The organism is Enterobacter cloacae complex sp. SHL021 (assembly GCF_049237765.1).
GTDB classification, from domain to species: Bacteria; Pseudomonadota; Gammaproteobacteria; order Enterobacterales; family Enterobacteriaceae; genus Enterobacter; species Enterobacter cloacae.
The window spans coordinates 67258-80345 of sequence record NZ_JBMKJG010000011.1; the positions used below are offsets into that span (position 1 = coordinate 67258).

Annotated in this window: 11 protein-coding genes; all 11 read left to right on the top strand. The window is 57.6% G+C overall.

Annotated elements, in window-relative coordinates; genetic code table 11:
* The first annotated feature begins 25 nt into the window (after positions 1-25).
* The 11 genes from tar to ACOTZF_RS12970 all read left to right on the top strand — a co-directional run bounded on the left by tar (position 26) and on the right by ACOTZF_RS12970 (position 13078).
* Positions 26-1693, top strand: a complete 1668-nt coding sequence (gene tar, locus ACOTZF_RS12920) for a methyl-accepting chemotaxis protein II (protein WP_013096061.1) — start codon at positions 26-28, stop codon at positions 1691-1693.
* A gap of 44 nt (positions 1694-1737) precedes the next feature.
* Positions 1738-3339 (top strand): methyl-accepting chemotaxis protein IV, encoded by a 1602-nt coding sequence (gene tap / locus ACOTZF_RS12925; RefSeq protein WP_129317750.1) that lies wholly within the window; start codon positions 1738-1740, stop codon positions 3337-3339.
* Between the two features lie 19 nt (positions 3340-3358).
* On the top strand, positions 3359-4225 hold the full coding sequence (gene cheR, locus ACOTZF_RS12930; protein ID WP_008500429.1) for a protein-glutamate O-methyltransferase CheR: 867 nt from the start codon (positions 3359-3361) through the stop codon (positions 4223-4225).
* Complete coding sequence (locus ACOTZF_RS12935) at positions 4222-5271, top strand: protein-glutamate methylesterase/protein-glutamine glutaminase (RefSeq protein WP_003859716.1); 1050 nt, start codon at positions 4222-4224, stop codon at positions 5269-5271. Before cheR ends, ACOTZF_RS12935 begins: the two co-directional genes overlap by 4 nt.
* Positions 5272-5288: 17 nt before the next feature.
* Positions 5289-5678, top strand: coding sequence for a chemotaxis response regulator CheY (gene cheY, locus ACOTZF_RS12940; RefSeq protein ID WP_008500431.1), 390 nt, complete (start codon positions 5289-5291; stop codon positions 5676-5678).
* Between the two features lie 10 nt (positions 5679-5688).
* The gene (cheZ, locus tag ACOTZF_RS12945; RefSeq protein ID WP_013096065.1) at positions 5689-6333 is read left to right on the top strand and encodes a protein phosphatase CheZ; all 645 of its coding nucleotides are present in this window, start codon (positions 5689-5691) and stop codon (positions 6331-6333) included.
* A gap of 145 nt (positions 6334-6478) precedes the next feature.
* On the top strand, positions 6479-7627 hold the full coding sequence (gene flhB / locus ACOTZF_RS12950) for a flagellar biosynthesis protein FlhB (protein ID WP_013096066.1): 1149 nt from the start codon (positions 6479-6481) through the stop codon (positions 7625-7627).
* A complete protein-coding gene (gene flhA, locus ACOTZF_RS12955; protein ID WP_020687642.1) occupies positions 7620-9698 on the top strand; it encodes a flagellar biosynthesis protein FlhA in 2079 nt (692 codons plus the stop codon). The genes flhB and flhA overlap by 8 nt, the downstream gene beginning before the upstream one ends.
* The gene (flhE, locus tag ACOTZF_RS12960; RefSeq protein WP_095439697.1) at positions 9698-10090 is read left to right on the top strand and encodes a flagellar protein FlhE; all 393 of its coding nucleotides are present in this window, start codon (positions 9698-9700) and stop codon (positions 10088-10090) included. The genes flhA and flhE overlap by 1 nt, the downstream gene beginning before the upstream one ends.
* 260 nt (positions 10091-10350) lie before the next feature.
* Positions 10351-11934: an MFS transporter gene (locus ACOTZF_RS12965; protein WP_129252427.1), complete on the top strand. Its 1584-nt coding sequence runs from the start codon at positions 10351-10353 to the stop codon at positions 11932-11934.
* Positions 11935-11938: 4 nt separating this feature from the next.
* Complete coding sequence (locus ACOTZF_RS12970; RefSeq protein ID WP_129252508.1) at positions 11939-13078, top strand: glycoside hydrolase family 88/105 protein; 1140 nt, start codon at positions 11939-11941, stop codon at positions 13076-13078.
* The last annotated feature ends 10 nt before the right edge of the window (positions 13079-13088 follow it).

Here is a 13088-nt window from a genome sequence, read left to right on the forward strand (position 1 = left end):
TAATAAATCTATGAGAAGGTGTTGTATGTTGAACCGTATCCGCGTTGTCACAATGCTCATGATGGTGCTGGTCATTTTCGCACTACTTCAGCTTATCTCCGGTGGGCTTTTTTTCTCGTCGTTAAAACAGAATCAGGACAGTTTCGCCGCCTCAAACGATCTGCGCCTGCAGCAGAGTGAACTCACGTCAACGTGGGATTTGATGCTGCAAACGCGTATCAACCTGAGCCGCTCCTCCGCCCGCATGATGATGGATCCCAACAATCAGCAGAGCAGCGCGAAAACCGATCTGCTGAAAAATGCCCGCGCAACCCTTGCGGATGCCGCAAAGCATTACGACGCCTTTAAGAAGATCGCCCCGCAGCCTGCCATGGAGCAGGTGAGCCAGAATATCGATGAAAAATATAACGCCTACTATGCCGGTCTGACGGAGCTTATCCAGTTCCTGGAGAGCGGCAACATGGACGCCTATTTCGCCCAGCCGACACAAGGAATGCAAAACGCGCTCGGCGCGGCGCTGAGTGAATACGCCAAAGCCAGCGCAGATCTCTACCACTCGGCCTTTACGGAAAGCCAGAATGATTACCGCTTTGCCAAATGGCAGATGGCGGTAATGGCGCTGGCGCTGGCCATTGTGCTGATCGCGGTATGGTACGGCATTCGCCATAGCCTGCTGAACCCACTGGGTCGCGTCATTGCCCATATCCGCGAGATTGCCAGCGGCGATTTGACCAAAACGCTGACCGTCTCCGGGCGTAACGAAATCACCGAACTGGCTAACAGCGTAGACCATATGCAGCGTTCGCTTATCGATACCGTTGCCAACGTGCGTAGCGGCACGGATGCCATCTATACCGGCACCAGCGAAATTGCGATGGGCAATAACGATCTCTCTTCCCGTACCGAACAACAGGCCTCCGCGCTGGAAGAGACCGCGGCCAGCATGGAACAGCTCACCGCCACCGTGAAGCAGAACGCGGATAACGCGCGTCAGGCTTCTCAGCTGGCAGAAAGTGCGTCCGAAACGGCGCAGCGTGGCGGTCGGGTGGTGGATGGTGTGGTGAAAACCATGCATGAAATTGCCGACAGCTCGAAGAAAATCGCTGACATCATCAGCGTGATCGACGGCATTGCCTTCCAGACCAATATCCTGGCGCTGAACGCCGCCGTTGAGGCCGCGCGTGCGGGTGAACAGGGGCGCGGGTTTGCGGTGGTGGCCGGTGAAGTGCGTAATCTCGCCAGCCGCAGCGCTAACGCGGCGAAAGAGATTAAAGCCCTGATTGAAGACTCGGTTTCCCGCGTCGATACCGGCTCCGTGCTGGTGGAAAGCGCAGGGGAGACCATGAATGACATCGTGAATGCCGTTACCCGCGTAACGGACATCATGGGTGAAATCGCCTCTGCCTCTGATGAGCAGAGTCGTGGTATCGACCAGGTAGCCCTGGCGGTATCGGAAATGGATCGCGTGACACAGCAAAACGCCGCTCTGGTGCAGGAGTCCGCCGCGGCGGCCGCTGCGCTGGAAGACCAGGCGAGCCGTCTGAAGATGGCCGTCTCGGCGTTTCGTCTCGCTTCACTCGCTGGAAATACGGTCACCCCGCAAGCCACGTATCGTGCGCCAGCCGCTGAGCCGGCGGCCACGCGTACCCGCGCCGCGACGACCGGACATGATGAAAACTGGGAAACATTTTGACTGACATTTAAACCGCGGCTGCTTGCCGCTTGATGGGAGCGTGGATGTTAAATCGTATTCGTATCTCGACCACACTGTTTTTGATTCTGATCCTTTGCGGTGTGTTGCAGGTTGGCAGTAACGGGTTGTCTTTTTGGGCGTTTCGCGATGGCTATCAGAATTTGCAGGAAGTTGAGGCGAGTAATCAGCAGCGCTCCGCACTGGCACAAACGCGTGCCGTGCTGTTGCAGGCAAGCACTGCGCTGAACAAGGCGGGAACCTTAACCGCGCTGAGTTATCCGCCGGATGATATCAAGGCGCTGATGGCGACGGCGCGCAACAGCCTTAAACAGGCCGACGCGCAGTTCAAAACGTTCACCGCGCAGGAGGACGTCAGCGAAAAAGGGAAAGCGCTGAAAGCTGCCATGAAGAAGAACTTTGAGCAGTGGCACAGCGATCTGGATCACCAGGCGACCTGGCTTGAGAACAACCAGCTCTCGGACTTTATGAGCGCGCCGGTGCAGGCCTCACAGGCGGCGTTTGATGACAGCTTTAACGCCTGGCAGCAGGACATTAACCAGTTTGTGCAGCGCGCAGGGGAAAGCAGCCGCATGAGCTACCACATGTCCGGCGTGATTTTTACCGTGGTGGTGATTCTGGCGGCACTGCTGACCGGTGCCGCGCTGCTCTGGTCGCGCAAGATGATTGTTCAGCCGCTGGCGATTATCAGCAGCCACTTCGACAGCATTGCGAAGGGGGATCCGGCGCGTCCGGTGGCGGTGTATGGCAAAAACGAAATTTCGGCGATCTTTGCCAGCCTGAAGGCGATGCAAGGATCGCTACGGGAAACGGTCTCCGATGTGCGCCAGGGCAGCTATGCCATGCACACCGGGATCTCAGAGATTGCGGCTGGCAATAACGATCTCTCTTCCCGTACCGAGCAACAGGCGGCCTCGCTGGCGCAAACGGCGGCCAGCATGGAACAGCTGACTGCGACGGTAAGCCAGAACGCCGACAACGCGCGCCAGGCGTCAGACCTGTCAAAACAGGCGGCGATGACGGCGAAGAAGGGGGGCGACCAGGCGTCTCATGTGGCCAGCACCATGCAGGATATTGCCGCCAGTTCGCAGAAAATTGGCGACATCATCAGCGTGATTGATGGCATTGCGTTCCAGACCAACATTCTGGCGCTGAACGCGGCTGTGGAAGCGGCGCGTGCGGGTGAGCAGGGGCGCGGGTTTGCGGTGGTGGCGGGTGAAGTCCGTAACCTGGCGAGCCGCAGCGCCAACGCGGCAAAAGAGATCAAAGGGCTGATTGAAGAGTCTGTCTCCCGCGTCCAGCAAGGCTCCGCGCTGGTGGATACGGCGGCGAAAACCATGCACGAGATTGTCACCTCCGTTACGCGGGTGAACGACATCATGGGCGAAATTGCCTCGGCGTCTGATGAGCAGCGTCGCGGGATTGAGCAGGTGGCCCAGGCGGTAAGCCAGATGGATCAGGTCACTCAGCAGAATGCCTCGTTAGTGGAGGAAGCGGCAGCGGCAACCGATCAGCTGGCCAGTCAGGCGGATCATCTGACCGGGCTGGTCGCGGTATTTAATGTCAAAGAGCACGTTGAAGCAGTAACAGAAGTCGGGCGGTCGCAGGCCGTGCCAGTTGTATCCTGAATGTAATTAAGAAGGCGCTATGACATCACCAATGCCTCCAGGGCAAACGTCATTATTGTTGCAGATGACACAGCGCCTCGCGCTGTCCGACGCGCATTTTCGTCGGATATGTCAGTTAATTTACCAGCGTGCGGGGATCGTGCTTGCTGACCATAAGCGAGACATGGTCTACAACCGTCTGGTGCGGCGCCTGCGTACGCTGGGGCTGGATGACTTTGGTCGCTACCTGAGCATGCTCGAAGCGAACCAGAACAGCGCCGAGTGGCAGGCTTTTATTAACTCTTTAACCACTAACCTGACGGCCTTTTTCCGCGAAGCTCACCACTTCCCGGTACTGGCAGAGCACGCCCGCCGTCGCACCGGGGAGTATCGCGTCTGGAGTGCGGCGGCCTCGACCGGGGAAGAGCCTTACTCGCTGGCGATCACCCTTGCCGATACCCTGGGAATGGCGCCGGGTCGCTGGAAAGTGTACGCCAGCGATATCGACACCGAAGTGCTGGAGAAGGCGCGTAACGGCGTCTATCGCCAGGATGAGCTGAAAACGTTGTCGCCTCAGCAGCTTCAGCGTTACTTCATGCGCGGTACCGGCCCGCATGAAGGGCTGGTGCGCGTGCGCCAGGAGCTGGCGAACTGCGTGGAGTTTGCACCGGTTAACCTGCTGGATAAGCAGTACAACGTGCCGGGGCCTTTCGACGCCATTTTTTGCCGTAACGTCATGATCTATTTTGATAAAACGACGCAACAGGACATTCTGCGTCGGTTTGTTCCGTTGCTCAAGCCTGACGGTTTACTGTTTGCCGGGCACTCGGAAAACTTCAGCAACCTCGTGCGTGAGTTTAGCCTGCGTGGGCAAACGGTATATGCGCTGAGTAAGGAAAAAGCATGAGTAAAATCAGGGTATTGTCTGTCGATGATTCGGCGCTGATGCGCCAGATCATGACTGAAATTATCAATAGCCACAGCGACATGGAGATGGTCGCTACCGCGCCGGATCCGCTGGTAGCGCGGGATTTAATTAAAAAATATAACCCCGACGTGCTGACGCTGGATGTCGAGATGCCGCGCATGGATGGCATTGATTTTCTGGAAAAGTTGATGCGTCTGCGTCCGATGCCGGTGGTGATGGTCTCATCGCTGACTGGCAAAGGCTCGGAAATTACGCTGCGCGCGCTGGAGCTGGGGGCGGTGGATTTCGTCACCAAACCTCAGCTTGGCATTCGTGAAGGCATGCTGGCCTACAGCGAAATGATCGCCGAGAAGATCCGCACCGCCTCGCGCGCGAAGCTCGCGGCCCATAAGCCAACGGCTGCCCCGGCAACCCTGAAGGCGGGTCCGTTACTCAGCTCGGAAAAACTGCTGGTGATTGGCGCATCAACCGGAGGAACAGAGGCAATTCGCCATGTACTCCAGCCATTGCCGCTTTCCAGTCCGGGTATTCTGATTACTCAACATATGCCGCCAGGCTTTACCCGCTCGTTCGCGGAGCGTCTGAACAAGCTGTGCCAGATCAGCGTGAAAGAGGCGGAAGATGGCGAACGTGTGCTCCCGGGTCATGCTTACATCGCGCCGGGCGATAAGCATATGGAGCTGGCGCGCAGCGGCGCTAACTATCAAATCAAAATTCATGACGGGCCGCCGGTAAACCGGCACCGTCCGTCGGTGGATGTGCTGTTTCATTCGGTGGCGAAACATGCGGGGCGCAACGCCGTTGGGGTGATCCTGACGGGGATGGGCAACGATGGTGCCGCCGGAATGCTTGCAATGCACCAGGCTGGCGCCTGGACGATTGCGCAGAATGAAGCAAGTTGTGTGGTGTTCGGCATGCCGCGCGAGGCCATCAATATGGGTGGCGTGAGCGAAGTGGTCGATCTTAGCCAGGTAAGCCAGCAGATGCTGGCGAAAATCAGTGCCGGACAGGCAATACGTATTTGACTCAGGAGTATTATTTTATGGCGGATAAAGAGCTTAAGTTTTTGGTTGTGGATGACTTTTCCACCATGCGTCGCATTGTGCGCAACCTGCTGAAAGAGTTGGGCTTCAACAACGTTGAAGAAGCAGAAGACGGCGTGGATGCGCTGAACAAACTGCAGGCGGGCGGGTTTGGTTTTGTTATCTCTGACTGGAACATGCCGAATATGGATGGTCTGGAACTGCTGAAAACCATCCGCGCGGATGCAGGCATGGCCTCTATGCCGGTGCTGATGGTGACCGCAGAAGCGAAAAAAGAGAACATCATTGCCGCTGCACAGGCGGGCGCAAGCGGCTATGTGGTGAAGCCATTCACCGCGGCGACCCTGGAAGAGAAGCTCGGTAAGATCTTCGAGAAACTCGGCATGTGAGGTGTTGGTTATGATGCAACCTGCTATGAAACCCGTTGAAGAACATTCGCCCAGCGATATCATTGCCCGCATTGGCAGCCTGACACGCATGCTGCGTGACAGCCTGCGTGAACTGGGGCTGGACCAGGCAATCGCAGAAGCGGCGGAAGCGATTCCTGATGCGCGTGACCGTCTGGACTACGTTGTGCAGATGACCGCGCAAGCGGCTGAACGTGCGCTGAACAGCGTTGAAGCGTCACAACCGCACCAGGATGCGATGGAAAAGGGCGCGAAAGCGCTGACCAAACGCTGGGATGAGTGGTTTGAGAATCCTATCGAGCTGGCGGATGCCCGCGAGCTGGTGACGGATACCCGTCAGTTCCTGGGCGATGTACCGGGCCACACCAGCTTCACCAACGCTCAGTTACTGGACATCATGATGGCGCAGGATTTCCAGGACCTGACCGGTCAGGTGATCAAGCGCATGATGGATGTGATTCAGGAGATTGAACGTCAGCTGCTGATGGTGCTGCTGGAAAACATCCCGGAACCGGCTGCACGTCCGAAACGCGAGAACGAAAGCCTGCTCAATGGCCCACAGCTCGACGCCACCAAAGCGGGCGTTGTGGCAAGCCAGGATCAGGTAGACGACCTGCTGGACAGCCTCGGCTTCTGATACGCCTTTCCGCCTCAGGTGTGCATGCGCCTGAGGCGGTTAACGCAGAATCACCGAAAAGAGCCCGAATAAACGGGCTTTTCCCGCCATTGGATTTCCTCTGCGCTGGCATGATACCCGTGACGTAATGGGCTGAGCATGCACTGTGGCAGAAGAGAACGACGACAAAACAGAAGCCCCCACACCCCACCGACTTGAAAAAGCGCGTGAGGAAGGGCAGATCCCCCGATCCCGAGAGCTGACATCCCTGCTGATCCTTATTGTGGGTGTGTGCATCATCTGGTGGGGTGGGGAGTCGCTCGCCCGAAAACTGGCGGGGATGCTCTCTGCCGGATTACGTTTCGACCACAGTATGGTCAACGACCCAAACCTTATCCTCAGCCAGATTATTCAGCTTATTAAAGGGGCCATGGTCGCACTGCTGCCACTGATTACCGGGGTGGTGCTGGTCGCGCTGATCTCGCCGGTGATGCTTGGCGGTCTGGTCTTTAGCACCAAATCGCTGCAACCAAAATTTTCCAAACTGAACCCGCTGTCCGGCATCGCGAAAATGTTCTCCGCGCAGACCGGGGCAGAACTGCTTAAAGCCATCCTCAAAGCGGCGTTGATGGGCAGTGCCGCGGGGTTTTACCTCTGGCACAACTGGCCGGAAATGATGCGGCTTATCAGCGAGTCGCCTCTGACCGCGATGAGCAATGCGCTGAATCTGGTCGGACTCTGCGCGCTGCTGGTGGTCCTCAGCATTATTCCGATGGTGGGGTTCGACGTCATCTTCCAGCTGTACAGCCATTTCAAAAAACTGCGCATGTCCCGTCAGGATATCCGTGACGAATATAAGCAGATGGAAGGTGACCCGCACGTGAAAGGGCGTATCCGCCAGATGCAGCGCGCCGCCGCCCGTCGACGGATGATGGAAGATGTGCCGAAAGCCGACGTTATTGTCACCAACCCGACCCACTATTCCGTTGCGCTGCAGTACGACGAAAACAAAATGAGCGCGCCGAAAGTGGTGGCGAAGGGGGCGGGCTTAATCGCTCTGCGCATCCGCGAGATTGGCACGGAAAACCGGGTGCCAATACTGGAAGCGCCGCCGCTGGCGCGTGCGTTGTACCGCCACGCGGAAATTGGACAACAGATCCCAGGACAACTCTACGCCGCCGTGGCGGAAGTGCTGGCCTGGGTATGGCAGTTGAAACGCTGGCGTCTGGCTGGCGGTCAACGACCTGTCAAACCTGAGAACCTTCCGGTGCCTGCTGCGCTGGATTTTATGAACGAGAAGGACACTGATGGCTAATCTGGTGGCAATGTTGCGCCTGCCCGGCAACCTGAAATCGACCCAATGGCAAATCCTTGCCGGGCCGATCCTCATCCTGCTAATCCTGTCGATGATGGTATTGCCGCTGCCGGCTTTCATCCTCGACCTGCTTTTCACTTTCAACATTGCGTTGTCCATCATGGTGCTGCTGGTGGCGATGTTCACCCAGCGTACCCTTGAGTTTGCGGCGTTCCCGACCATCCTGCTGTTTACCACCCTGTTACGACTGGCGCTGAACGTTGCCTCCACGCGTATCATCCTGATGGAAGGCCACACCGGCGCGGCAGCGGCGGGCAAAGTGGTTGAGGCCTTTGGCCACTTCCTCGTGGGCGGTAACTTTGCCATCGGCATCGTGGTGTTTGTCATTCTCGTTATCATCAACTTTATGGTTATCACCAAAGGTGCAGGGCGTATTGCGGAAGTGGGTGCGCGCTTTGTGCTGGACGGGATGCCGGGTAAGCAGATGGCGATCGACGCCGACCTTAACGCCGGGCTTATCGCGGAAGATGAAGCGAAAAAACGCCGTGCGGAAGTGACCCAGGAAGCGGACTTCTACGGCTCAATGGACGGTGCGAGTAAGTTTGTGCGCGGTGACGCCATCGCGGGCATTCTCATCATGGTGATTAACGTGGTGGGTGGCCTGCTTGTTGGGGTGCTGCAGCATGGCATGGGCATGGGCCAGGCGGCTGAAAGCTATACGCTGCTGACCATTGGTGACGGTCTGGTTGCGCAGATCCCGGCGCTGGTCATTTCTACCGCCGCGGGCGTTATTGTTACCCGCGTCAGTACCGATCAGGACGTTGGCGAGCAGATGGTTGGCCAGCTGTTCAGCAACCCGCGCGTCATGCTGCTGGCGGCGGCGGTGCTGGGCCTGCTCGGCCTGGTGCCGGGCATGCCGAACCTGGTTTTCCTGCTGTTCACGGCAGCACTGCTGGGCCTTGCCTGGTGGATGCGTGGCCGTGAAATGAAACCCGCGGCAGAACCTGTACCGGTAAAAATGCCGGAGAACACGCAGGCCGTGGAAGCCACCTGGAACGACGTTCAGCTGGAAGATTCGCTGGGGATGGAAGTGGGTTACCGTCTGATCCCGATGGTCGATTTCCAGCAGGATGGCGAACTGCTTGGCCGCATCCGCAGTATCCGGAAAAAATTCGCCCAGGATATGGGCTTCCTGCCGCCGGTTGTGCACATCCGCGACAACATGGATCTTCCGCCTGCCCGCTACCGTATTCTGATGAAAGGGGTTGAGATTGGCAGCGGTGATGCGTATCCAGGCCGCTGGCTGGCGATTAACCCGGGCACTGCCGCCGGTACGCTGCCGGGTGAACAGACCATCGATCCCGCGTTTGGTCTGGCCGCTATCTGGATTGAAAGCGCGCTCAAAGAGCAGGCGCAAATTCAGGGGTATACCGTGGTGGAGGCCAGTACCGTGGTGGCTACCCATCTTAACCACCTGATTGGACAGTTCTCAGCAGAGCTGTTTGGCCGTCAGGAAGCACAGCAGTTACTCGACCGCGTGAGCCAGGAGATGCCGAAGCTGACGGAGGATCTGGTACCGGGCGTGCTGACGTTGACCACCCTGCATAAGGTGCTGCAAAACCTGCTTGATGAAAAAGTGCCGATCCGCGATATGCGCACCATTCTGGAAACCCTCGCCGAGCACGCGCCGCTGCAAAGCGATCCGCATGAGCTGACGGCGGTGGTGCGCGTGGCGCTGGGCCGCGCGATCACCCAGCAGTGGTTCCCGGGCACCGGCGAAGTGCAGGTGATTGGCCTGGATACACCGCTGGAACGTCTGCTGCTGCAGGCCCTGCAGGGCGGTGGCGGGCTGGAGCCGGGTCTGGCGGACCGTCTGCTGGCGCAAACACAGGAGGCGCTGGCGCGTCAGGAGATGCTGGGGGCACCGCCGGTGCTACTGGTAAACCATGCGCTGCGTCCGCTGCTGTCACGCTTCCTGCGCCGTAGCCTGAATCAGCTGGTGGTGCTGTCGAATCTGGAGCTGTCTGATAATCGCCATATTCGTATGACGGCGACGATTGGAGGTAAATAATGCGTAAGTGGTTAGGGCTATTACTCTTCCCGCTGGTGGCGCAGGCCGCGGGCGAAGGGACCTGGCAGGCCAGCAGCATCGGCGTGACCCTCAGCAACCGTGGCGTGGCGATGTCGTCGCGTCCGCTGGCGCCTTCTGAACCGGTGTCCGGTCAGATGAGCCTGGTGGTGTGGAACTACTCGCTGATTGGCCCGACGCCTGCCGGGCTGCAGGTGCGTCTGTGCTCCCAGAGCCGTTGCACGGAAATCGACGGAGAGAGCGGCACTACCCAGGCGTTTAACGGCGTACCTGCGGTAGAACCTTTACGCTTTATCTGGGAAGTGCCGGGCGGCGGGCGGTTGATCCCGGCGCTCAAGGTGCAGAGTAATTCCGTTATCGTTAACTACCGCTAGTTGCCTGCCTCAACGCCCGTTATCAACGTTTATGATAGCGGGCTCGCAAAAATGACCTCACCTTTTGAAGTAATAGAAACGCTGTTTTATAAATCAGTGATGCACGTAATGACACTCTTTGCATTTTTGCCAGCCTTTGCGGTGTGATGGCAGAAACAGAAAGGTTTCCACAGTGCGTTAATTCTACTGTAGCCGTGTAAAAACTCCCGGACGAGGTTTGCTTACAGGGGGTCTCCTAAAACTGATTAGGGTTGACGGCAATGAAAACACGAAAAATTGGACTCGCAAACTATCTTGCATACGGGGCAGGGGATTTCCTCGGCGCGGGAACGACCGCGCTGACGGCGGCCTGGCTTTTGTATTTTTATACGACCTTCTGTGGACTCACACCGATTGAAGCGACCTTTATTTTTGCTGCTGCAAGGGTACTGGACGCGGTGGTCAGCCCGCTGATGGGCTTTTTAACCGATAACTTTGGCACCACCTGGCTGGGAAAACGCTTTGGTCGCCGCAAATTCTTTATTCTGCTCGGCATTCCCTGCGTCTTCAGCTACTCCCTGATGTGGGTTGGGGAGATGAATTTCTGGTACTACCTGCTGACCTATCTGGTCTTCGATATCGTCTACACCATGATTCTGGTGCCGTATGAAACGCTGGTCCCGGAGATGACCGATGACTTTAAACAGAAAACGAAATTCTCCGGTGCGCGTATTTCGATGGCGCAGATGTCCGCTATCCTGGCTTCGTTCCTGCCGGGGATCCTGCTGACCCACTTTGGTAAAGACAACGCGATTTCATTCTTCTACGCAAGCCTGGTCTTCTCCGTGCTGTGCGCGCTGATGCTGACCTTTGTCTGGTTCTTCACCTGGGAGCGCCCGCGCGAGGAGTGGTCCGAAGCGGCCCTGCGCGCGGAAGAAGAGAAGAAAAAACTGACCCTGGGCCAGAGCCTGAATCGCCTGTTTGTGGAGTTAAGCTCGACGCTGCGCATCAAGATTTTCCGGCAGCACCTGGGCATGTACCTTGGCGGCTACATTGCGCAGGACGTCTTCAACGCCGTCTTTACCTATTACGTGGTGTTTGTGCTAATGCAGGAGGCGTCTATGGCGTCGAACCTGCTGGGCACGATGGCCATTTTCCAGTTCCTTGCCGTGATTGGGATGATCCCGCTGTGCATTCGCTTTGGGCCTGCGCCGTCTTACCGCATGGTGGTGGTGCTGTTTGGCCTGGCCTCTCTCTCTTACGCCGTGCTGTATTACGCCGGGCTGAGCGACGTTTACGCTTTGCTGCTGCTTATCTCCGCGGTTGCCGGTCTCGGTCGCGGCGGTATCAACTATGTGCCGTGGAACACCTATACCTACATTGCTGACGTGGACGAGGTGATCACTGGCCAGCGTCGTGAGGGCATCTTCGCTGGCATCATGACGCTGACCCGAAAAGCGTCTCAGGCCGGTGCGGTAATGCTGGTGGGCATCGTGATGCAGATGTCCGGCTTTGTCAGCGGTCAGAAAACCCAGCCTGCTGAAGTCAGCCACACCATACTGCTGATTTTGAGCGTGGGAACCCTTCTGGTGCTGTTCTGCGGTTTCCTGGTCTCCCTGCGCTTCAGGCTCAATCTACAAACCCACAGCACGCTGCGCGAAGAGACCGCGAAAATGCGCGAATCGGGCCGCGCCATGCCTGAAGCGGCCAGCCCGCGCGCCCGCGCCACCGTGGAAATGCTGGCCGGTATGCCGTTCGAATCCTTGTGGGGGAATAACAACATTGGTTATCTCAATCGCAATAAACCAGCGTCCCCTTCGCTGAAGGGACGTGCGGTACTGAATTCGACATACAACAGAGGTTAAGATGATGAAAGTTTGGCCTGTCAAACATAGCCCCTTGCTGCGTCAGCCAGAGCGTTTTATCGCCAGGGACGAGCTGAAATCGCTGATTCAGAAGGTGACGCATAACCTGGTCAATATCCACGACAAAACGGGTGAATTTTTGCTGCGGCTGGACGACGGGCGCGTCATTGATACCAAAGGCTGGGCAGGGTGGGAGTGGACGCACGGCGTCGGGTTGTACGGTATCTGGCAGTACTACTGCCAGACCGGCGACGACGGGATGCGCGACATTATCGACAGCTGGTTTGCGGACCGTTTTGCGGAAGGGGCAACCACCAAAAACGTGAATACCATGTCGCCGTTCCTGACGCTGGCGTACCGCTATGAAGAGACCCGAAATCCGGCCTGGCTGCCGTGGCTGGAGAGCTGGGCGGAGTGGGCGATGCATGAGATGCCGCGTACCGCACACGGCGGCATGCAGCACATTACCCTGGCGGAAGAGAACGCGCAGCAGATGTGGGATGACACGCTGATGATGACGGTCCTGCCGCTGGCCAAAATTGGCAAGCTGCTGAACAAACCGGAATACGTTGAGGAGGCCGTGTACCAGTTCCTGCTGCACGTGCAGAACCTGATGGACCGGGAGACCGGGCTGTGGTTCCACGGCTGGAACTATGACGGAAACCATAACTTTGCCCATGCCCGCTGGGCGCGTGGCAACAGCTGGCTCACCATTGTGATCCCGGACTTCCTCGAACTGGTCGATCTGCCGGAAAACAACGCCGTGCGCCGTTATCTGACGCAGGTGCTCAATGCGCAGATTGCCGCGCTGGCGACATGTCAGGACGACAGTGGCCTGTGGCATACGCTGCTCGACGACCCAGACTCATACCTGGAGGCGTCGGCCACGGCAGGTTTTGCCTACGGTATTCTTAAGGCCGTGCGTAAACGCTATGTGGCGGCGGAATACGCTGATGTCGCGGAGAAAGCCATCAGAGGGATTGTGAAAAACATCTCGCCGGAAGGGGAACTGCTGCAAACGTCGTTCGGAACCGGGATGGGGAGCGATCTGGAGTTTTACCGCCAGATCCCGCTGACGTCGATGCCGTACGGTCAGGCAATGGCAATCCTCTGTTTGACGGAGTATTTGCGGAAGTACTTCTGATCATAAAAAA